The sequence below is a fragment of the Flavobacterium sp. ASW18X genome (assembly GCF_005144745.1).
Lineage (GTDB): Bacteria > Bacteroidota > Bacteroidia > Flavobacteriales > Flavobacteriaceae > Croceivirga.
In genome coordinates, this window is record NZ_SWKK01000001.1 from 106446 (window position 1) to 128211 (window position 21766).

Consider the following 21766-nt stretch of genomic DNA (forward strand, 5'->3'; position numbering starts at 1 on the left):
ATAGATGTTCGATAATTTTTTAATAGCGCCGTTTAGACTTATCCTATTGTTATTAGGCTTATTGGTGATACATCAATTTGCGGTTAGACAACATTTGCAAAATTATACGTATTCTTATTTTGTTAGGCGTACAGCTATATATGGTGCGGCACTAATAGTGGGGATGTTTGTTTTAGTACAATTAAACATGTATAGTACGTTTACCCTAATTTTACTATTATTTGGTATTTCTTTTTATAAATATTTTAGAATAGGTTCCTTATTAAATCCTGGAGAAAAAGATAAAAACCTTAAAAGGCGTATGCTAATCACGTTTTTCATTTTCTTGGAAAAAAGGGAGCGTAATCTTAAAAAATTATGGCATAAAGAGCTAAAAAATTACCTACCCAAACAATTTCATAAACCAACCATGTTATTATTGAGTATTGGTTTTGTTGCTATTCTTATGCGTTTTGGTTATGTAAGCTTAGATAGTTATACTTTATCTAAATCTTGGTTAGAATCATTAGACGTTGTAAAAAACTTTGATGATAATTTTTGGCTTATAGATGATTATAAAGTTGTTGGTGAATTAGCGCTTGTAAATGTGTATGCCAAACTAACAGGGATTAGCAAGGAAATGGCGTTGTATACCTTTGGTTTTATAGAGGCCTTTATGCTTTGTACGGTCATTTTTTATTTGATTGCAACGTTTACGCAATCCCGATGGAAATTGCCCTTTATAGGCACTATGTTTTTTGCTGCTGTATTTTATCTTTTGCCTTTAAATCCTAGTATTATTATGGAGCATTCGCCTATTTATTTGGGTCTTTTCTTTGCTCTAATATTTTTTGTTTTTCTGTGTAGACCAAAGCAGATAGCCCATTTTGAGGCAAAGTATTTTTTAGTACAGTTTTTATTGGTTAGTGCGGTTGCTTTAATAAATTATTACGTGCTATTTATGTTAATGCCAATTCTGTTGGTTGCATCCCTTGTAGATTTTGGTAAAAACAAGAAATTTATTGTCAAAAGTATTTTAGCTTATTTATTAGCAACATCACTAATGGTAGGTATAAAGTTATTTGTATGCTATGCCAGACAAATTGATATTTATACATTCTTTACCAGCAACATACTTAGTGTAGATACCTATTCTTACTTCCCTACTTTGTTGGTAGACTTTAATACTCTATTATTACTTTATCAAATCACGGCTTGTATAGGGCTATTGGGACTTATATTTTTGAGATTAAGTAAAAAGAATATAGGGCCTAATTTATCATTTACAATTTTCTTCCTTTTAGCATTCAATATTAGTGTTATTGGTTTTAAATGGATGGATATAGATTTGTTTTTTAAAGCACTTGGGGTGCTATATCCTATACAATTTGCCATTTCTTTATATGCTGTTTTGCGCTTGTTAGATATGATTTTAATCAGGAAAATAGTTTGGTTAAAATTCAAAAGAGTGGGCACCATACTGCTACTTGCGTTTTTAACGATTACTACCTTGATGGTAGATGTAACTGCTGCTAAGTCTACTAAAACAGGCGAAGTAAAAAAGGAAATTGTACACCTTTATGACAAGTTATACCGTAATCAATTTCAAAATAGTTACATCGTAGTAAATAATTATTACGGCTATAAACTGGCACAAAAAGAGCATCTGTTTCTAACGCATCAACAATTTATTAAGGATTACGCCCAAAGAGATTCCATTTTTCATGCTAAGAAAAATTTGGGTGCGCAGGTAGCATTAGAAGATGATGAAATTCTTCCAGAAAGTGTTTTTGTTGTTGTAACCAAAGATAACGCTCCAGAGTCTTTATTCCATACAAAAGAAGAGGCGTCTACTAATATTATGGCCTTATTAGAGCAGCTAAAAGGTAGAGGGCGTTCCATAAGAACCTACCAGGAAACAGAACATTTAAAAGTTTTAGAAATAATCAATGCTCCTAATCTTAGTAGCATTAATGAAATGATATTTAATTATGACCAAGGGATTTAAGTATTTATGTCTTGTTTTGGTGTTGCTTTATGGTTGTCAACCAGGTAAGGATTTACAAAAAGATTGGAGTAATGTTAAACGTAATAACTCCAATCCCGTATTGGCTTATATAGGACAAAAAAACAATACGTACACCAATTTGGCAAAGGTTACGGATTATGCAAAATTGCCTTTAACAACAATTGGTAAAGATCAATTTAACCTAACCACAAAAATACCTAGTTCTGTAAAATTACTATGTGTTTCTAATACATTTGAGTTAAATGAAAGAGCGGTAGATACCTTACATGCCTTTGTAGCCAGAGGTGGTAGTCTCTTTTTAGTAAATGTTAATGCAGATGAACGTATGGCTTATTTAATGGGTATGGACCCCACATACAAACTTAATAGGGATGCATCTGCTAAAGGTTATTTTTTAAAAGAAGAATTGTTTCCAGAAGCTAAAGGTAAAGTACATCCGGGATTAAATTATGTACATAATGGTTTTGCTGCTGACAATTTTAAAGATGATATAAAAGTATGGGTAACTGCTAAAAACAATAAAGCTTATCCATTAATTTTTGAGCATAGGATTGGGAAGGGAAAAGTTATTGTGCATAATACGGACGATAATTTTTATAAGGTCTCTAGAGGCGTGCTGTTTTCTAGTCTACTATTAGGTTTAGAAGGTATGCCTTACCCGGTTTCTAATGTGGCTAATGTACATTTAGATGATTTTCCTGCGCCTGTATACAATATCTACAAAGAACCTGTAAAAAGCAATCAAAACATTACCATGGCCAAATACTTTACAGATGTTTGGTGGCCAGATATGTTAGATTTAGCAAAACGGTTAGAACTTAAATATACGGCCTACCCGGCTTTTGATTACAATTATAATGTAAAACCACCTTTTATTTTTACAGAATGGGAGGCCAATAAATTTAGGCGTAGCGGTTATGAAGAAGAAATTAGCAATTGGTTTGGAAGAGAGCTGTTAAAAAATGGTCATGAACTTGGTTTGCATGGCTACAATCACGTTTCCTTAACTAAAGAAGAATGGCCTAATCCAGACTATATGGTTACGGCTTTGAATTCAGCAGAAAAGAAATGGAAAACGGCAAAGTTTGGGGCGTTGCCAGTGTCTTACGTGCCACCCTCTAATGTAATAGATAGTGTGGGGTTGGCTAAACTAGAAGAGGCGTTCCCTTCTTTGAGGTACATGCAGAGTCAATACTTAGGAGATTTTGATAGGGGCAGTAATAGAGAATACGACCCAGACAGGTGGAATCCCCATTTTTTTGATTATCCAAGGATTAGCAGTGGGTTTGAAATATCGGACGATTTAAAAATTGAAATTCATTCGTTGTTTTTATTTACAGGAATATGGAATCATTTTTTGCATCCAGACGATGTTTTTCAAATCCCAGATGGCTCTAATAAAAAAACAAGTGGTCATTACAGCTATAGAAATGCCAACCAACTACCTTGGCGTAGTAGCAATGAAAAAAAAGGATTGTATGAAACTTTTGAAGAAGAGTTATTATCCTTTAAAAGTAAATACCCTTACACGCGTTTTGTTACCGCTAAAGATGGTTCTGAGTTTACTATTAAATGGCGATATGCCAAGTACGAACACACCGATGAAGACGGTGTTCATATGGTATTTTCAGACAGTTATGGTAAAGAAGAAAAAGAACACCTATGGTTTGCGTATGTGCCAAAAGATAAGGCTACTAAATTTGAACAAGATTTAACTGGAAATGTTCTAGAATTCTCAAAGCTACCAATATTAAACGGTCATTTGTATCAAATAAAAACACACGACCCATTTATTGCCGTAGGAGAGCTTACAACTAAAACAGGTGAAGATGATTTTGCCGTTATCTCTAGAGTTAAGGCAGAGAGAAAAACGTTCCAAGATTTTAAATTCCAATTTTTACCCTTAACCATGAAATTAGAAAAATTGGTTAATACTGGGGAGTATGGAAAGGCTGCGGAAGAATTGGAAAAGCATGTTACCGCAGGGAATAGGTTAACGACTTCTCATTGGAAAAAATACGCAGATTTAATGTTAGGTGCTAACAGACAAGAAGGTATGTGGGATTATTTTGATACGTATTTTAAAACTTCAGAAGATTACGCTTTTTTACATACAGTACATCAAATTGGTAAAGAACACGGATTTAATAATGATGCAGTACAGAAACTTTGGTTTGATAGAATCCTTAAAGCTGAACAAGGTAGTTCAGATTTGTTAAAAGAATATATTTCTTCATTTTATACGGATGGTAACCTCAAAAATATCAAAGAAGCTTATAGACAATTAAGTCGTATTTCTGGTAACACAGAAGACCAAAGGGCCTACATAAAATTTTTACTAGATAATAAAGATGCTGATTTAAGTTTGGCCTTAGCAACTGTTGAGCCTTGTGAAGCAACCTATAGAGCAATGGCAACAGAATTGGCTTGGTATTACGCAGATGCTTTAGATTATACCAATGCTTTAGATTGGGCGTATTGTTCTGATGCTATTGATAAGGATACTAAAGATTTTTGGTTTTTAAAATCTACGCGTTTTGAAGCGTTGAAAGAAACTAACCCAGCTGAATATTATGGTATTTTGATAAGAACGGATGAGGATAAAGCTTATGCAGAGTTAATGTCTAAATCTTATTGTGCAAAAGAACTAGTGCCAATAGCAGATAAAATTGCAATACTCTTTGGCGCTAGAGAAAATTATAAAGGAGCTTTGGCATGGACAGACTGCGCAACAACAGTACCGGTCAAAAATTTGCTCACTTGGAATTATGAGGTAAGGCGCTACACTAAGATGAAGCGTATTTATCAGGATTATATGGATTTATATCCAGAAGATAATGAGGTAAGGTACCATATGGCTACTTTACTAATGTATACAGGTGATTTAAACGGTGCAGCAAAAATCACCAATGAAATAGCAAGTGGAAAAAACTTTATTGACCTACGGGGAAAAATTAATAAAAACATAGAATACCTCCCTGTTAGTGAGCAAATATATTTGGTTGGTAAGTATCCTAAACTGTTTAGCGATAATACCAAAACAGCATTGCGGTCTAAAGAGCGACTTTTAGAAGGCCACGATGTGTTTTTTAAAGGTAATTCTATGAATGATAGATTAGACCCAACAGTTCTTAACTTTAAGGGAGGGTATAATCTAAGAGACAAGAAGAATAATATCCATGCCTTGGCAGGTGTTAGAGGTTTTGTGTACCCCATAAATTTTATTGGAGATACTTTAGATAATGAGGAACGGAATTTATTAGGCTTGGAATATATTTTTAAGAATGATAGGAATAAAGAATACGATTTAACCCTAAGTGCAAGAATAGAAGGGGATAATTTTAACAATACGTTTTTCCACGCTGCTGCTAGTGTTAGCTTTGCTAAGGAAAAAAACTTTTATAGTAATAAATTGAGTTTTAATCCAGTACCTACTGGGCCAGGATATGTGCGTGGAATATACATGGCAACAGTAGAAAGTTATAATGAGCTGCAGTTATTGCCCAAATTAACACAAATAATAAACATAGAAGGCAATTACTTTACAGATGCTGCCTTTATGGCTACGGGTACCGCTAGAACCTCTTATAATCTGCTTGATGTAAACGCTAATTGGCAACTGGGGCCTTTGGTAGAAGCCTCTTACGGTGTTGCTAGTCTAGATCAAAGGGATGGTTTTCCATATTGGTTGGCAGATAAGCGTTTTATTGGGGGAGCTGGTGTAAGTCTAATCATAGGGAAACAAGAAAATAAGTTTTACTTGGATAGTAGTGCAACTTATTTTTATGAAAATCAGAATCAGCCAAATTTTGAAAGGTATTTAGCCAACATCAACGCTAATTTAGGAAGGTATTTTACTGTAAGTGCGGGAGCAGAATTTTATACTATAGAAAACTTTTTCTCAAATGCTTTTAACTTAGGTTTTACCTACCATTTAAAGCCATTTAAGTATAATTTTTAATTAGATTGATGCACTTCTAGCAGTTGTAAATAGTCATATTGCAAGTCTTCATGGAGCGCATCAATTTTTTTCTTCGCCATGGCTAATTGGCGGTCGTAAATATTCATTAGCATTTTATTGCGTCTTATACTGGGCTTAATAGCTATAAGTTCATCACAAAAATGAAGTAGAAGGCGTACCTCCGTTTCTTTATTTCCGGAGTATCTAATATTCTTTTTAAGTCCTCTTAATATCTTCCTAACGCTTTTTTTTATGTAGAAATAACTACTAGTGTTAATTTCAGAAAATTCGTGACTAATATCGCCTTTTACCTCTGCTACATAATCTTCTTCATCATCTGCTAAGAACAATAAATAAGAGAGTAATTCTTTATTCTCTAGTTTAAATTTAGCAAGTCGTAAACAAAGCTGCACCAATTCTTCTTGGTCTTTGTATTGTAATTCTTTTTTTAATTGTGCTATTGTTGCTGCTTTCATTACATCAAATCCATTAACTTCTTAAATAGCTGGCTCCATTTACATCTATAATGGTACCAGAGGTGTATGCGGCTTGTTCTGAAGCTAAAAATAATATAGCATGAGCAACCTCTTTTGGTTGTGCCATGCGTTTAAAGGGAGACTCACGCAAAAGGTTGTCGCGTTCTGCTGGTGTAAGTGTTACTGCGGCCATTTCGGTCTCTGTAAATCCTGGAGCAACCACACCTAGGTAGATTTTATGCGGGGCTAACTTTTTGGCCAAAGACTGACTCATAGCATTTAAGGCTGCCTTGCTGGCTCCATAAGCGGGTTTGGTAGGTTCTCCTCTAAAAGCCCCTCTAGAAGATACGTTTACTATGCGGCCACCACCGGTTTTCATCATGGCCTTTGCCGCACAAAAAGTTAAGTTGGCGGCAGCAAATAAATTGGTTTTAAAAGTTGTTTCCCACGCAGAAGACCATTCGTCTAAATTTACCTTATCTACTTCGTGAAAAATTGAAATGCCAGCATTGTTCACCAACACGTCTAGTTGCCCATAGATACCAATAAATTCTTCAATTAATTGCTCACAGTTTTCTTTTTCTGAAATATCTTTTTGAAACAAATAATGGCCTTCTCCAGGTAAGTTATCTAGTGTTTTTTGGGCCTCTTCTTTGTTGGTTTTAAAATTGATGCCTATCTGGGCGCCCTGTTGGGCAAAGGCTAAAGCGGTTGCTTTGCCAATGCCTCTCGAGCCTCCTGTTATCAATACCTTTTTATTTTGAAAATTCATTTGGATTAAAAGTCAATTTTGTACTTACTGTTTTACTCTAATTGGATATGTTGGTGTTATCGTCTTTTTGATGGGTTTTTCTTTAAGTTCTTTAAGGACTATTTCTATCGCTTTTTCCAATTGTGGGTCATGCCCTTTAATTACTAATTCTGGTAATTGTTCTACATCTACATCTGGAGCAACCCCTTCGTTCTCTACTCTAAAACCTTTATCAGAATAGAACGCTACATTGGGTGCGGTAACCACCCCACCATCTATAAATTCAGGATAACCCAATACACCTACAAGACCACCCCATGTACGTTTACCTACTAAGGTGCCCAATTCAAATTTGCGAAACATCCATGGTAAATAATCGCCACCAGAACCGGCCATTTCGTCTATCAACATTACTTTTGGCCCTTGAATAGAGGCGCTGGGCGATTTTAAATCTTTTCCATACCTAAAATTCCAATGTGCTTGCACGGGTCTTTTAAGAATATCTATATAATAATCTGCCAACTGTCCACCGCCATTATAGCGCTCATCTATGATAATAGCTTCTTTATTGGCTTGTGGGTAAAAATATCTTTTAAAATATTCAAATCCTGCTTTCGCGGTATTGGGCACATAAACATAGGCTACTTTTCCATTTGTAGCTTCGTGTACCTTTTTCATATTACCTTCTACCCAATCACGGTTGCGTATGGCCCATTCTGTAGCCAAGGGCGTTACTTGGTAAGTTCTGGCATTACTGCCATCTGGCGAGGTACTCACTTTTAAGTCTACCAAGGTGTTGGCGGTGTTTTCAAAAAAGCGGTATAAATTATCGGTCCCCAAAACATTTTTACCGTTTACGGCTAGGATATAATCACCTTGGTTTACATGTATTCCAGGTTCTGTAAGAGGCGATTTTAAGTCTGGAGTCCAGTTAAGGCCGCCGTAAATTTTGGTTATCTGATAGCGATTGTTTTTTACTTGGTAATCTGCACCTAGCAATCCGCCCGATATATTTTTGACCTCATTAAGCGCATCTCCTTCCCGATCAAACCTGTGGTGCCCCACGGCCAACTCACTAAACATCCATCGCATTACGCGGTACAAGTCATCTTTGCAAGAAAGGTGTACCAAAAAGGGTTTGTATTTCGCTTTCATGGCATTCCAATCTGCTCCATGCATTCCCGGGTCATAAAAATAATCTCTATTAACCCTCCAAGCTTCGTTAAAGATATTGTTCCATTCTTCTTGCGGATTAATTTTTACAGTGATGTTGTTTAAGGGCAAGGGAGAATGCTCAGATTTTTTACCCAAATTGGACACGAACCAAGAGCCACCACTGTTATAAAACATTTTTTTACCTCCGCTGGCTACCTCAAAATAGTCTAAAGGAAATTGTGCTTCGGCCTTCCGTTCGTCAAAGGTAAATTTGAAGAGTTGGCGTTCTCCGTTGAATATATCAGCAGAAACATAAAATAATTCACCCTCATTAGCCAAGGCAAGGTTACGGTAAGAACCTGTTTCAATGGGCAGCGCAAGCATTCTATTTTGTAGGCCATCCCAATCTATTTTCAAGGTTTCCGGTTTTTTTGCTTCCGCTGCTTTGTTTTCACCTAATTCAACATCGTTTTCCTTTTTTAAGGGTGAAACAACATCTTTTTGAAGGGTTAAAAGGTATATAGTGTTGGTACTTACTTTGTCTTGGTTAGATTGGTCAAACCAATTAACTACAGGGCCCGCATCCGTAGAAGCTAAAACGTACATGTACTTTCCACTAGGGTCAAATTTAGGTTCCGTAACGTTGGCAAGTCCATCGGTAAGTTCGTAAGATTTGTTCTCTGCTAAGGAATATAAGAAGGCTTTTTCAAAATTGGTTCCAATAATCTTGGTGTAGGCTATCCAGTTAGAATCGTAAGACCAATCACTAAAAAGCTCTCTTAAGTCGCCCGGTATAAACAATTCGTCTTGGTCAATTTTAGTAGTTTTAGTGGTAGCTATATTGGTAACATAAAGGTTACGGCCATTATCTACATAGCTTACCATTTTACTGTTAGGAGACCAATGCAGATTGCCGTAAAACCCTGTGCCATCTAATTTTATTTTTTTGATGGTACCTGTGGCTACGGTTTGCACATGCAAAGCATACTCACCAGAGGCATCAGATAAATAGGCAATAGTTTTGCCATCTGGCGACCATGCCGGAAATTTTTCATGCACGCCTGGAGTTTGTGTCATATTCTTGATATCTCCTTTTTCTGCGGGTAGGGTAACCACCTCTCCCCTAAAATCTAGTACCACCCTAGCCCCAGAAGGCGAGATACTACCAGACCGAACGTAGTTTTGTCCTGAAACATAACGTTCCCTTAGCTCCAATAAATCCGTAGTTATAGTTATACTTAATTTGGTGTCTTTACCCGTATTGGTGTCATAAATATGCAACGTTCCGGCATGTTCATAAATAATTTGGCCTTTATGCATTTTAGGGTCTATAGCAGGAAAGTCTGTATAATCTGTTAGCTTGGTAATTTGTTTGCTTTTGGTGTCATAACCAAATAAGTTAAACTCGCCATCGCGGTCGCTTCTAAAAAACACCTTGTCGCCATACCATTGTGGTTGTACATCGTTACTGCCGCCATTGGGTTTTGGAATTTCTGTAATCTTATGCGAGTCAATATCATATATCCATATTTTAGAAATACGGCCACCTCTATAGTGTTTCCATTGGTGAAAGGCATCAAAATAGGGGTTGTAGGCCAACTGTTGCCCATCCTTAGAATAGGTGGCCCAAAAAGCATTAGGTACATCTAGTGCTGTAGTAGCACCACCTTCAACAGGCACCGTATATAATTTAAAATAGCGGTTGGTATGTGTATTTCTTCTAGAAGCGAATAGTACTTGTTTTCCATCTGGGGTAAAATCTCTTACTAAATCGCGGTATGGGTGGTACGTTAATCTTTTGGGTACGCCACCAGTGGCAGGTACAATATAGACGTCATGGTTGCCATCATACTCCGCATTAAAGGCAATCATGCTCCCGTCCGGTGAAAAAACCGGATTGGATTCTATGCCTTCATCAACAGTTAATCTTCTAGGATTGCTGCCGTCCTTATCTGCCACCCATAAGTCTTGGGCATAAATAAACGCTATTTGCGTATCGCTAATAGCTGGTTGATGCATTAATTTAGTTTCTTGGGCAATGCCTTGATTTAAAAACAGCAATTGTAAGGGCAGCAAAAGAAAAGCTGCTTTAAGTCTGGTGTAGTTCATTTTTTTAAGTGATGATTATGATAGCTACAAGATACGGGTTTACAATAAGTTTTTAGAATGGGTTATTGAAGTATTAAATTTTGGAATTTGCGGCGAGAAGGAAAGCAAGGTATGCCCTGTGTTTTGACTATATCAACAGTTTCATTTACCTTTAAAACCAACTAACAGACCAACAATGAAGAAACTTCTTTTAATTTCGTTTTGTTTTTTATTGAGCACGTACGGATCAGCCCAAAAATCAAAATTTGATTACTTAGACATTTTTCAATTACAATACGCAACCAATCCTAAAATTTCTCCAAATGGCGATTGGATTGTTTACAGGAAAATGGGTTTTGACATTATGAAGGACCGCTCTTTTGGTAACCTATGGCTTTTAAAATCTGATGGTAGCGAGCATCAAAAATTAACGGTTCATGAAGGGTCTGAGTATGCTGCAAGTTGGTCTCCCAATGGAGATAGAATTGTCTATGGCAGTGCTACGGACGAAGGTTCTGAAATCTTTATGTATTGGGTAAAAACCGGGAAAACGGCCAGAATTTCGCAATTGCCGCATAGCCCAAGTAGCATAACGTGGTCTCCAGACGGTACCCAGTTGGCATTTTCTATGAACGTACCAGAAAAAGCTCCGGTCCTAGCAAAAATGCCCGAAAAACCTAAGGGGGCAAAATGGGCAAATATGCCCAGGATTACAGATAGGGTGTATCATGAGGCAGATGGTAGGGGTTATATAGCGCCTGGTTTTAATCAGTTATTTGTTATGCCGGCAAATGGAGGTGCCGTAAGGCAAATAACCTCTGGTAATTGGCATCACCGGGGTAGTATATCTTGGAGTAAAGACGGCTCTAAAATTTATTTTTCTGCCAACCGGGTGCCAGATTGGGAATATCGTTTTAGAAATAGTGAGATTTATTCGGTTGAGGTAAAAACCGGTATTATCACAGAATTAACCCAGCAAGATGGCCCAGACAGTAACCCGGTGGTTTCTCCGGATGGGAGTACCATTGCCTATTTAAGTTATGAAGATAAGTATGAAGCCTATCAAATTAGACAAATTCACTTGATGGATGCAGACGGTGGTAATAAGCGCAAATTGGCATATAATTTAGATAGAAACATTTCGGGTATAGTTTGGTCTGCAGACAGTAAGGGTTTGTATTTTAATTATGATGATAAAGGAAACGGTAAAATAGGTTATGTTTCCTTAAACGGTAAGGTTTCAAAAATTGCCGATAATAGAGGGGGTACTACTTTGGGTAGGCCTTATGGCAGTGGTACTTTTACAGTGTCTGATAGCGGACAAATAGTTTATACTTACAGTACCCCAAAGGCTCCTGCTGAGTTAATGCTGATAACAGCCAAAGGAAAAGCCACAAAAATTACACAGCTAAATGCAGCTTTTTTAGATTTTAAAACGTTAGGCGAAGTAGAAGAATTGTGGTATACCTCTAGTGTAGATGGTAGAGATATACAAGGATGGGTAGTGTATCCGCCAGATTACGATGCGAATAAAAAGTATCCGTTTATGGTGGAGAATCACGGGGGTCCTATTTTGAATTATGGAGACCGATTTTCCATAGAAATGCAATTGTATGCTAGTGCAGGTTATGTAGTTTTTTATCCAAATCCTAGAGGGAGTACAAGTTATGGGGAAGAGTTTGGGAATCTCTTGTACAATAATTATCCCGGAGAGGATTATAATGACGTTATGGATGGGGTAGATTATTGTATTGCAAAAGGGATAGCCCAAGAAGAGCAACTCTTTGTTACCGGTGGTTCCGCTGGTGGTATTATGTCCGCCTGGATGATAGGTAAAAACAACCGGTTTGAGGCCGCGGTAGTTGCAAAACCGGTAATGAATTGGATTAGTAAAACATTAGTGGCCGATAATTATTTTGGGTATGCAAATTCTAGATATCCGGGACAACCATGGGAAAATTTTGAAAACTATTGGAAGTTTTCTCCGCTTTCCTTGGTGGGTAACATTGAAACCCCTACTATGGTAATGGTGGGCATGAACGATTTACGTACGCCGCCTTCTGAAGCAAAACAGTTGTACCACGCCTTAAAGCTGCGTAAAAAAGAAACTGTATTGGTAGAAATACCTGGAGCTAGTCATGGTATTGCAAGTAAACCTAGTAATCTAATCACTAAAATTGCACATACTATTGCTTGGTTTGACAAATACAAAAAGGAAGAATAAGAATATGAAGAATAAGGGAAACTGGTTTTGGAATGTAGTTATTATTAGCGTTGTTGCTGCGTGTATTTTTGCGTTTGCATTGCACTACCAAAACTATCCCAAGATAGAAGAGGGTACATTTACGGTCTATTCTGGCATATACAGCAAAAGAATTCCCCTAAAAGAGGTTTATGCCATAGAAAGGGTAAACAAAATCCCAAAAATGGAGCGTAAGAGTGGATTTTCTTGGTTGGCAAAAGAAAAAGGAATTTTTAAAGACTCATTGGTAATGGCAGATACCTATGTATTTGTGGACGACTTACATCAAGATAAGTTACGTATACAATATCAAGATTCTTTGAGTTTATATTTTAACGTAGAGGATAGCGTGCAGACCAATGCATATTATCATAAAATACTATCGTTTTTAAAAGAACATCCAAAAGAACCAAAATAACGTATACTTTTTACAGTATTTTGTAGTTAACTATGTAAATCTTAAGTAGCTATGCGGTGTATTTTCGTATTGGTATTTACTCTAACAATAATTTTTTGTGGTTACGCACAAGAGAATCAATTATCTGTGAAAGTAATAGGCATACCTGAAACAAAAGGTAATGTTAGTGTTGCGGTTTACAATACTGAGGATAGTTTTTTAAAGTTTGAAGGTGTTTTTAAGAGTGATAGCATTTTAGCAAAAGCAGGCGAAACTACCTTGCATTTTAAAGACCTACCTATTGGGGAATATGCTTTAGCCGTTTTTTACGATGCTAATGGAAATGGAAAGCTAGACACTAACTGGCTGGGCATACCTAAAGAGAAAGTAGGCTTTTCTAAAGCCAGAATGCGAACCTTTGGTCCACCAACGTATAAGGATTGTTCTTTTTCCCATAATGGAATAACAAAAATTGAGATTTCTCTATAAGTTCTCTTAAAACTGTATTTATAAAACGTTAAAAATCAATTATTTGCTAATAATGTGATACCTATTTGCGTTTCTTTAGTGGAGCACTGCCACTAACGATTAAAATAGAATATCATGAAAAGATTTTTATTGGCACTGTTTTTAATTTCTACTTTCACCATCGCTTTTGCGCAAGATTCCGTAAAGATAGACGGTCGCTTACAGCCTTTACTTAATCAATTTTTTAGACATTGTGAAGCGTACGGTATACCATATCACACTAAATTATTTCAGCTAAAATCTATAGATATTAGTAATACTTTGCCATTAGAAGAAGGTAGCGTGGTCATGGGTATGGTAAAGCGTAATGATGACCATGTTATAGAGCACATTTTAGTTAACTGGATTGCAAGCATAGATCCAGAGATTTTAAAAATTGTGGCATTTCATGAGTTTGCTCATCATTTTTTAGATTATAAACATACCTGTGTTAGTTGTGATGAAATAATGGCGGTAAATAATGCAAGTTATTTTAATGTGGCCAAAGATTGGGATAATCAGGTACATCAACTATTTGTTACCTCACCTGTCTATTTAGACATGCAAGCAAAAATAAGCGCAGTTAATATGGTGCCTTCGCCTTAAGAACAACCACAATTAGAGCTTCCACAGCCAGACTTTTTCTTCTTTTTAGAGACTAATACAGGAATAGGTTTAACCAACTTATGAAATAAGTAAACTAGAGCCGTAGTTAGAACAATATATACAAGGATTTGCTGAATCATTGGATTTTACTTTAGTAGTTGATATGCGGTAAAAGCGACAACGTAAGCCGTTACACTCATGAAAATTAATTGATATAGAGGCCATTTCCAAGAGTTTGTCTCTCTTTTAACAATTGCCAAGGTGCTCATGCATTGCATAGCAAAGGCATAGAAAAGCATTAAAGAAATCCCTGTGGGCAAATCAAATAACGGTTTACCATTGGGCTTTAATTCTGCCGCCATTCTGTTCTTAATAGTTTCTTCCTCATCGCTCCCTACGCTATAAATTGTAGCAAGCGTGCCCACAAATACTTCTCTGGCAGCAAAAGAGGTAATCACAGCGATGCCAATTTTCCAATCGTATCCTAAAGGTTTAACTATGGGTTCTATTGCCTTACCCATGTAACCTATGTAAGAATTCTCTAATTTGTAGCTAGCAATTTCTTGTTCTACCACCTTTTGGTATAGTGTTTCGTCCTTTAATCGTAAGGAATCCCGAATACTTTCTATTGGCATAGTGTAGCTGTTCTTTAACACACTATCTTTTAATGCATGCTTATAGTCTTCAAGGTTTTTTTCTATATAAGCCTTGCTATAAGCATTAAAGCCTTGTTGCTCTATTCTTTGGGTTACGATTGTTTCTGCATTATGAAATTCATCACTAAAGCCATTAGAGCCTAAAAACCATAGCACTATGGAAATTGCCAAAATAATTTTACCTGCTCCAAAAACAAAGCTTTTTGTTTTTTCAACAACCGTGTAAATAACGTTTTTAAACAAAGGCATTCGGTACGCAGGCATTTCTACCATAAAAAGAGAGCGACTTTTAATTTTAAGTATTTTGTTTAAAATGGTTGCGCTAGCAATGGCCATTCCAAATCCTAATAAATACAGAAGCATTAGGGTTAATGCTTGGTAACTTAATCCTAAAAAACTCTTTTGGGGAATAACTAGCCAAACTAAAATTAGATAGACGGGTAACCTGGCAGAACAGGTGGTAAACGGAACTACTAGAATGGTAATTAATCGCTCTTTCCAATTTTCTATAGTACGTGTTGCCATCACGGCAGGTATGGCACATGCGGTACCAGAAATTAAAGGAACCACGCTTTTACCACTAAGACCAAACGGACGCATTAACTTATCCATTAAGAATACCACCCGGCTCATGTAGCCAGATTCCTCTAGTAAAGCTATAAACAAGAATAAAAAAGCAATTTGAGGAATAAAAATGACCACACCACCAATACCAGCTAAAATACCTTCTGCGAGCAAATCTGTAAGTACACCAGGAGGCAAGGTGTTTTTAACCCATTCTCCCATACTTGCAAACAAACCATCAATAAAATCCATCGGATAGCTACTCCAATCGAATATAGCTTGAAAAATGGTTAGCAGAATGACAAAAAATATGAGATAGCCAAAAATACGATGAGTTAATATCTTATCTAGGCTAGCGCGAATTCCTTTGGCGGCTTGCAAATCTATTTTGTAAGTAGCCTTTAGAATACCGTTTATAAATTGATATCTTAATACTGTTTCTTTATGCTGTAATCTTTTTAGCTCCGTCTTAGATTTAGTACCAAAAGACGCATGGTCTTGTATGCGCTGTTTTTCTATGGGCATAAAGTTGACATCTTGCGTAATGACCAGCCAAAGTTTATATACATCTTCTTGCGGAAACGTCTTTTTTAGTCGCTCAAAATAGCTTGGGTCAATAACAGAAGTATCAATATTTGGTGTAGCAGAAAGCAATTTGTAATTGGCAATGAGTTCTTTTAATCGCTCTATACCTACTCCTTTACGGGTGCTAACTAATGCAATTTTGGTGTCTAAACGCTCTTCTAATAAATCTATATCTAAACTGATGCCTTTGCGGTCCATGCGGTCCGCCATATTCACGACAAGGATAGTGGGTATGCGTAAATCTTTTATTTGTGTAAAAAGTAGAAGATTTCGTTTTAAATTTTCTACATCGCTAACTACAACCGCAACATCTGGATAATCTTTATCATTTTTATTTAATAACAACTCTACAACCACACTCTCATCTAGACTGGTCGTGTTTAAACTGTAGGTTCCCGGTAAATCCAAAATATGAGCTTTAACGCCTCTTGGAAGTTTGCAAATACCTTCCTTTTTTTCTACCGTGATACCTGGATAATTACCAACTTTTTGGTTAAGCCCAGTAAGCTGGTTAAAAACAGAGGTTTTTCCGGTGTTTGGGTTCCCAATCAGGGCTACATTAATGCTCTTACTCATGCTAATGTTACTCTTCTATAAGCTGCAGCTCTATTTGTGATGCTAAAGATTTTCTAATAGCAATGTGAGAGCCATTAACATTTATATACAAGGGGTCATTTAAAGGCGCTGTTTGTATCAATTCTACTTCATTACCAGGTAAGCAGCCTAGCTCTAAGAGTTTTATAGGCAGTAAATTGCTGGTAAATTCTTTAATAATGCCTTTTTGTCCTTTTTTTAATGTGGCTACTGTAATTAGCAAAGCTTATTTAGATTTATTTTAAGTAAGGACAAAAGTAAGATAAATTTTCTAGAGCATCTTGGTTATTACTCTTGATTATAACCGTCTTTTAACACTTTCAGGTCTTCTAAAAGTTTTTCTATCTCTTCTGGTTGGGTGCCATCGTAAAAGCCTCTAATGCGTTTTTCCTTGTCTACCAAAATAAAATTTTCGGTATGAATCATATCAAAAGGCCCGCCATCGCCATCCGTTTTTACTGCTAAATAAGATTTTCTTGCTAGCTGGTAAATCTGTTTTTTATCGCCAGTAACTAAATTCCATTTATGGTCTAATACGCCTTTTTCTCGCGCATATTTTTTCAATTGTGCTACCGAATCTATCTGTGGGGTTACTGTATGGGATAATAATAAAACATCATCATCATCTAGAATAGCTTGTTGTACAGTAACCATGTTTTTTGTCATGATTGGGCAAATGGTTGGGCAGGTAGTAAAGAAAAAGTCGGCTACATATATTTTGTCTTTGTAATTGTCTTGTGTAATGGTCTCCCCATTTTGATTTGTCAAAGAAAAATCGGCAATGGTATGGTACTTCTTTACATCGAGCAACGTACTATCTACCAATTCTGGGTTTACCATATTGGGTTGGTAAACAGGTAAGCGATTTTCTGGTTTTAAAGCGTTATACATAAAGTACAGTATAAAAACAGAGAGGATTCCTAAAACAACAAAGAAGAATTTAAATTTTGAAAAAAATTGTAACATGCTGCAAAATTAGGGGGTAAGTCTGGTATAATCAAAGCGGTAGAAAGACAATTCCTGCTAATTCTTTCTTAAAAACATTCATCGGAATCTTTGCAATGTTTTATTACCTGCCGTAAAAATGTACTTTTGTGGGCTTTAAGACATAAGATAGTATATGAGTCCCATTGCAATACAGGTAATTCAATTCTTTTTAAGCCTTTCCCTACTAATTGTTTTACACGAGTTAGGCCACTTTATTCCAGCCAAGCTTTTTAAAACTAGAGTTGAAAAGTTTTATTTATTTTTCGATGTAAAATTTTCACTCTTAAAAAAGAAAATAGGAGAAACAGAGTACGGTATAGGATGGCTACCTCTCGGAGGCTATGTAAAAATTGCTGGTATGATAGACGAGAGTATGGATACCGAGGCAATGAAAGAAGAGCCAAAACCGTGGGAATTTAGAAGCAAGCCAGCGTGGCAACGTCTTATAATTATGCTAGGTGGGGTAACGGTAAATTTTATTTTGGCCGTACTTATTTACATTGGGATGGCCTATAAGTATGGGAGCCAATACATTGTAATGGATAGTTTAAAAGACGGAATTGCAGTAGTAGAACCTACTATTGGGGATAAAGCAGGAATAAAAACTGGTGACCGTATTTTAAAGGTAGACGGAGAGTCTATAGAAAGCTTTAATAATCTTTTTATCGAAATAATTAACGGTAATACCATTACTCTAGAAAGAGATGGACAACAGATAGAAAAAGAATTACCGGTGGATTTTATTTCTACTCTAATAGAGGACGAGGAAAAAGCTCGTTTTTTAACCCTAAGGCAGCCTTTTATTATTGCTGAGATTTCTGAAGGTAGCGCTAATAAGGGGATAGATTTAAAAGAAGGTGACCGGGTACAAACTATTAATGGTCAAGATGCTCGTTATTATGATCAAGTAAGTGCACTTTTAGAGGCAAATAAGGGAAAGACTATTAGCATAAATGTGCTTACTAAGGAAGGTAGTTCTAAAACGGTAGAAGCTCAGGTTTCTACAGAAGGTAAATTGGGTGTAGCTTTAGGTAGGTACTCACCTTATGAGTATGCAGAACTAGGGTATTACGATGTGAAAACCGAGGAGTATACCTTTTTAGAGGCAATACCAGCAGGTATCAATCAAGGTGTAGAAACTTTGGGCAACTATGTAAAGCAGCTTAAAAAGATTTTCAATCCGTCAACTGGCGCCTATAAAGGTGTGGGCGGATTTAAAGCAATAGGAAGCATGTTTCCAGATTCATGGAACTGGCCTGCGTTTTGGGCAACAACTGCACTTATAAGTATAATTCTGGCATTTATGAATATTCTACCAATACCGGCTTTAGATGGTGGGCACGTAATGTTTTTACTCTATGAAATGATAAGTGGAAGGAAGCCTAGTGATAAATTTATGGAATATGCACAAATGGTTGGATTTTTCTTATTGATTGGTTTACTGTTGTTTGCGAATGGAAACGATCTTTATAAGATGATTTTTAAATAAAATGATGATTTTTTCTTTGTAGAAAAGGAAAGAAAAATATATATTTGCACCCGTTTAAAATTAAACACTCCTCCTTAGCTCAGTTGGTTAGAGCATCTGACTGTTAATCAGAGGGTCCTTGGTTCGAGCCCAAGAGGGGGAGCAGTAAAAGCCCAGTAGGTATTGTACTTACTGGGTTTTTTTATTTTATCTATCATGTTTATCCAACATATTATCCAATAATTTATTTTAATTGTTTATTAAATAGTCTGTTAAATGCTAGACGTGTAGTAAATTATTTTTAATTATGTGGTATATTTGTACCACAAATAACTAATACTTTTTAACACAAATATGAAAAAGGCAGGTGAACTTATTAAGGAATACAGGCTAAGACGTAAACTAACCCTAAGAAAGTTTTGTACTATTATTGAATTTGACCCGAGTAATTGGAGTAAAATTGAGAGGTCATTATTAGAGTTTCCTAAATCAAAAAGTATACTGGATAGTATTCAAGTTGTTCTCGATTTAAATAATGAAGAATTTAAAGAGTTAAAAGAGATTGCTGCAATTGAAAGTATACCGCAAACATTTTTATCTGAGAAAAAGGTTCTAGAATCGTTGCCAGTTTTTTTTAGAACAACTCGTTCTGAAAACCCAAGTGAAGAACAATTAAAAGAGTTGATTGATTTAATTAAGAATGGTTAAATGATTGTATTTACTCCTGAAAGATTAAGGTTCGAAGATATAAGGGATAGAGCGGAAAAGTTTAGATTAGGAAAACATTATGCAAGTAGCTTTCCTATAAACATAGAAGAGGTAATTGAATTTGATTTAGGGTTGGAAATTATACCTGTGCCAACTTTAAAACAGAGAATAGGGGTTGAAGCGTTTCTTTCTAATGATTTAAGGTCTATTTGGGTTGATAAAACTGAATATGAATCAACCTATAATAAAAGACTACAATTCACATTGGCAGAAGAGGTAGGTCACTTTGTATTACATCGAGATATATATGTTCAAGGAGTTAAATTTGAAAGGGAAGGTGATTTTATAAAGGCTGTGCTTGGTATGAATCAGGATGACGTTACTTGGATAGATAGACAAGCGCGTGAGTTTGCCGGACGTTTGTTGGTTCCAAAAGATTATTTAGAAAGTTATATCAAAAAAAATATTGAAAAAATCAATTCAGCTTTAGAAAATCTTGCAGATGACGAAGACTATACAGGACTGATAATTGAGAATTTTTCCAAAAAGGTATGTGCTGATTTTAATGTTTCTTGGGAGGTAATTAAAAATAGAATTAGAAAGGAGGGTTTCACAAAATATTTTGTTATCCCCAATGATTAAATTTTTAGTGGCTCTCGTAGACTTTCAATAAGATTTCACATTCATAAAGTTCAGTTCTTAAACTGTCTAATTCTTTCTTTAATTTCTTATTTTCAACTTTTAGTCGGTCTTTATCGGAGGAACTTATACATCCGATCAATAAAAGTGGTATGATTAAATAGCGCATAACATAAATTAACAACATTTAATTTAAAATCAATTCAAAATATTTTAACGCGTGCGTTAGATAGTGCGATATCTTTAGATTTATGACTTGAAATAAAGTTGATTAATCTAAATTTCTGAATTAACTATTAATTTAGATTAATTAATTAAATGCCGTAAACTTGCCGTTTTTTGATGGTTTAATCCCAGTTATACTGACACGCGCGCGTATTGGTTAGGATTTGTTAGGATTAGTAGAATGTTCATGTAAATTTTATCAATAAAATAATATCTTGTCTGTTTTTATTGATATTAAATAAACAACCGAATCAAATTGTACCAACCAACCTTAGGAGAAGATTATATCGCCAATTATTTTATTGAAAATGGCATTAAGTATAGAGAACAAGTAAAGGAGATTAAACTTAAAGGGGATGTAAAAAATTATAGGGTAATCGATTTTTACTTACCAACTTTAAAAGTCTATGTTGAATATTATGGTTTATACAATAAATCTAAATTGCATAGACAAGATTATGATACAAAAACGGACGTTCTAATTAAAAACAGGATGCCTACCGTAATTCTTACTCCTGAAGATTTGGGTATTTTGGATTACTCTTTTCATAGTAAATTACATAAATTATATGCTTATCCGATTTATTATAGTAGGTGGGGTATCTTAAGATATTCTCTAAATAGATATATTAGGAAAGGAAAGCCTCATTTCTTTTTCTTTGCTTTTGTTTTTTATGTAATAGGTGTTTTGATTTCTGATAATATTTCAAATGGTTATAAAGAATCTATTACGTTAAAAGACTTATCAGCCATAATATTATTTCTAATAGCACTATTTTATTTTTGTTTGACTGCTATTATGAACTTTTTAAAATTTGTAGAAGTCCACCATTTATTGATTTTTCTAGGTCTTAAGAAATTGGATAAGGCTAAATAAGATATTTGTTGTTTGTGGTATAATAATCTAAATGTAGATGCTTCATTCCATAGTCGAACCTATGATTGTATTTAGGTTCTTTATTATAACTACATACATATTGCCCTTCATGTAAAATGTGTATAGTTGCGTCTCCAACTTTCATGAATTGAAAATTGACCTTATCATAGTTTAGATGCATATCGTTGAAGGCTTCTTTTACTTTTGGTAATATTACTTCTGGTATTTTCATTGCTTCAGGATTTAAAGTGTAAAAGGTAAGTATTCAGACT

The 21766-nt window shown here is 35.5% G+C and carries 17 protein-coding genes and 1 tRNA gene; 11 read left to right on the forward strand and 7 right to left on the reverse strand.

Annotated features, from left to right (window positions below):
- The first annotated feature begins 4 nt into the window (after window positions 1-4).
- Together FBT53_RS00460 and FBT53_RS00465 are read left to right on the forward strand one after the other, a co-directional pair.
- Window positions 5-1987, forward strand: a complete 1983-nt coding sequence (locus tag FBT53_RS00460; protein ID WP_136949203.1) for a hypothetical protein — start codon at window positions 5-7, stop codon at window positions 1985-1987.
- Window positions 1971-5969, forward strand: a complete 3999-nt coding sequence (locus tag FBT53_RS00465) for a DUF2194 domain-containing protein (protein ID WP_136949204.1) — start codon at window positions 1971-1973, stop codon at window positions 5967-5969. Before FBT53_RS00460 ends, FBT53_RS00465 begins: the two co-directional genes overlap by 17 nt.
- Here the strand turns inward: FBT53_RS00465 and FBT53_RS00470 are convergent.
- From FBT53_RS00470 to FBT53_RS00480, 3 genes are read right to left on the reverse strand one after another with little or no spacing between them, the layout of a single operon-like run.
- Entirely contained in the window at window positions 5966-6445 is a 480-nt protein-coding gene (locus tag FBT53_RS00470; protein ID WP_136949205.1) for a hypothetical protein, read from the reverse strand. The two genes, FBT53_RS00465 and FBT53_RS00470, sit on opposite strands and share 4 nt — an antisense overlap.
- A gap of 13 nt (window positions 6446-6458) precedes the next feature.
- Entirely contained in the window at window positions 6459-7217 is a 759-nt protein-coding gene (locus tag FBT53_RS00475) for an SDR family NAD(P)-dependent oxidoreductase (protein WP_136949206.1), read from the reverse strand.
- Between the two features lie 24 nt (window positions 7218-7241).
- Entirely contained in the window at window positions 7242-10460 is a 3219-nt protein-coding gene (locus FBT53_RS00480) for a S41 family peptidase (RefSeq protein WP_136949207.1), read from the reverse strand.
- A gap of 175 nt (window positions 10461-10635) precedes the next feature.
- Here FBT53_RS00480 and FBT53_RS00485 point away from each other — a divergent pair, with 175 nt between their 5' ends.
- The 4 genes from FBT53_RS00485 to FBT53_RS00500 all read left to right on the forward strand — a co-directional run bounded on the left by FBT53_RS00485 (window position 10636) and on the right by FBT53_RS00500 (window position 14191).
- Window positions 10636-12663, forward strand: coding sequence for a S9 family peptidase (locus FBT53_RS00485; protein WP_136949208.1), 2028 nt, complete (start codon window positions 10636-10638; stop codon window positions 12661-12663).
- A gap of 4 nt (window positions 12664-12667) precedes the next feature.
- Window positions 12668-13099 carry a hypothetical protein gene (locus FBT53_RS00490; RefSeq protein ID WP_136949209.1) on the forward strand — a complete coding sequence of 144 codons (432 nt, stop codon included), beginning with the start codon at window positions 12668-12670 and terminating at the stop codon, window positions 13097-13099.
- Between the two features lie 51 nt (window positions 13100-13150).
- Window positions 13151-13567: a DUF2141 domain-containing protein gene (locus tag FBT53_RS00495; RefSeq protein ID WP_136949210.1), complete on the forward strand. Its 417-nt coding sequence runs from the start codon at window positions 13151-13153 to the stop codon at window positions 13565-13567.
- A 114-nt stretch (window positions 13568-13681) separates the two neighbouring features.
- Window positions 13682-14191 carry a hypothetical protein gene (locus FBT53_RS00500; protein WP_136949211.1) on the forward strand — a complete coding sequence of 170 codons (510 nt, stop codon included), beginning with the start codon at window positions 13682-13684 and terminating at the stop codon, window positions 14189-14191.
- A gap of 146 nt (window positions 14192-14337) precedes the next feature.
- Here FBT53_RS00500 and feoB read toward each other — a convergent pair whose 3' ends face one another.
- From feoB to FBT53_RS00515, 3 genes are all read right to left on the reverse strand, one after another.
- Window positions 14338-16572 (reverse strand): ferrous iron transport protein B, encoded by a 2235-nt coding sequence (feoB, locus tag FBT53_RS00505; protein ID WP_136949212.1) that lies wholly within the window; start codon window positions 16570-16572, stop codon window positions 14338-14340.
- A gap of 7 nt (window positions 16573-16579) precedes the next feature.
- Window positions 16580-16813 (reverse strand): FeoA family protein, encoded by a 234-nt coding sequence (locus FBT53_RS00510; RefSeq protein ID WP_136949213.1) that lies wholly within the window; start codon window positions 16811-16813, stop codon window positions 16580-16582.
- A gap of 65 nt (window positions 16814-16878) precedes the next feature.
- On the reverse strand, window positions 16879-17556 hold the full coding sequence (locus FBT53_RS00515; protein WP_136949214.1) for an SCO family protein: 678 nt from the start codon (window positions 17554-17556) through the stop codon (window positions 16879-16881).
- Window positions 17557-17710: 154 nt separating this feature from the next.
- On the opposite strand from FBT53_RS00515, the gene rseP reads away from it, so the two are divergent.
- The 5 genes from rseP to FBT53_RS00540 all read left to right on the forward strand — a co-directional run bounded on the left by rseP (window position 17711) and on the right by FBT53_RS00540 (window position 21494).
- Complete coding sequence (rseP, locus tag FBT53_RS00520) at window positions 17711-19066, forward strand: RIP metalloprotease RseP (RefSeq protein ID WP_136949215.1); 1356 nt, start codon at window positions 17711-17713, stop codon at window positions 19064-19066.
- Window positions 19067-19134: 68 nt separating this feature from the next.
- Window positions 19135-19208, forward strand: a tRNA-Asn gene (locus FBT53_RS00525).
- Between the two features lie 191 nt (window positions 19209-19399).
- A complete protein-coding gene (locus FBT53_RS00530) occupies window positions 19400-19753 on the forward strand; it encodes a helix-turn-helix transcriptional regulator (protein ID WP_136949216.1) in 354 nt (117 codons plus the stop codon).
- Entirely contained in the window at window positions 19754-20395 is a 642-nt protein-coding gene (locus FBT53_RS00535; RefSeq protein ID WP_136949217.1) for an ImmA/IrrE family metallo-endopeptidase, read from the forward strand.
- A gap of 478 nt (window positions 20396-20873) precedes the next feature.
- Window positions 20874-21494, forward strand: a complete 621-nt coding sequence (locus FBT53_RS00540; RefSeq protein WP_136949218.1) for a hypothetical protein — start codon at window positions 20874-20876, stop codon at window positions 21492-21494.
- On the opposite strand, the gene FBT53_RS00545 is transcribed toward FBT53_RS00540, so the two are convergent.
- Window positions 21487-21726 (reverse strand): hypothetical protein, encoded by a 240-nt coding sequence (locus FBT53_RS00545; RefSeq protein WP_136949219.1) that lies wholly within the window; start codon window positions 21724-21726, stop codon window positions 21487-21489. The two genes, FBT53_RS00540 and FBT53_RS00545, sit on opposite strands and share 8 nt — an antisense overlap.
- Between the last annotated feature and the right edge of the window lie 40 nt (window positions 21727-21766).

What these genes read in the sequence shown, in the direction of transcription:
- feoB (WP_136949212.1), bottom strand. Translation starts at nt 16,572, where the DNA reads ATGAGTAAGAGCATTAATGTAGCCCTGATTGGGAACCCAAACACCGGA.
- FBT53_RS00535 (WP_136949217.1), top strand. Translation starts at nt 19,754, where the DNA reads ATGATTGTATTTACTCCTGAAAGATTAAGGTTCGAAGATATAAGGGAT.
- FBT53_RS00495 (WP_136949210.1), top strand. Translation starts at nt 13,151, where the DNA reads ATGCGGTGTATTTTCGTATTGGTATTTACTCTAACAATAATTTTTTGT.
- FBT53_RS00500 (WP_136949211.1), top strand. Translation starts at nt 13,682, where the DNA reads ATGAAAAGATTTTTATTGGCACTGTTTTTAATTTCTACTTTCACCATC.
- FBT53_RS00490 (WP_136949209.1), top strand. Translation starts at nt 12,668, where the DNA reads ATGAAGAATAAGGGAAACTGGTTTTGGAATGTAGTTATTATTAGCGTT.
- FBT53_RS00460 (WP_136949203.1), top strand. Translation starts at nt 5, where the DNA reads ATGTTCGATAATTTTTTAATAGCGCCGTTTAGACTTATCCTATTGTTA.
- FBT53_RS00465 (WP_136949204.1), top strand. Translation starts at nt 1,971, where the DNA reads ATGACCAAGGGATTTAAGTATTTATGTCTTGTTTTGGTGTTGCTTTAT.
- FBT53_RS00485 (WP_136949208.1), top strand. Translation starts at nt 10,636, where the DNA reads ATGAAGAAACTTCTTTTAATTTCGTTTTGTTTTTTATTGAGCACGTAC.
- FBT53_RS00530 (WP_136949216.1), top strand. Translation starts at nt 19,400, where the DNA reads ATGAAAAAGGCAGGTGAACTTATTAAGGAATACAGGCTAAGACGTAAA.
- FBT53_RS00475 (WP_136949206.1), bottom strand. Translation starts at nt 7,217, where the DNA reads ATGAATTTTCAAAATAAAAAGGTATTGATAACAGGAGGCTCGAGAGGC.
- FBT53_RS00515 (WP_136949214.1), bottom strand. Translation starts at nt 17,556, where the DNA reads ATGTTACAATTTTTTTCAAAATTTAAATTCTTCTTTGTTGTTTTAGGA.
- FBT53_RS00470 (WP_136949205.1), bottom strand. Translation starts at nt 6,445, where the DNA reads ATGAAAGCAGCAACAATAGCACAATTAAAAAAAGAATTACAATACAAA.
- rseP (WP_136949215.1), top strand. Translation starts at nt 17,711, where the DNA reads ATGAGTCCCATTGCAATACAGGTAATTCAATTCTTTTTAAGCCTTTCC.
- FBT53_RS00480 (WP_136949207.1), bottom strand. Translation starts at nt 10,460, where the DNA reads ATGAACTACACCAGACTTAAAGCAGCTTTTCTTTTGCTGCCCTTACAA.
- FBT53_RS00545 (WP_136949219.1), bottom strand. Translation starts at nt 21,726, where the DNA reads ATGAAAATACCAGAAGTAATATTACCAAAAGTAAAAGAAGCCTTCAAC.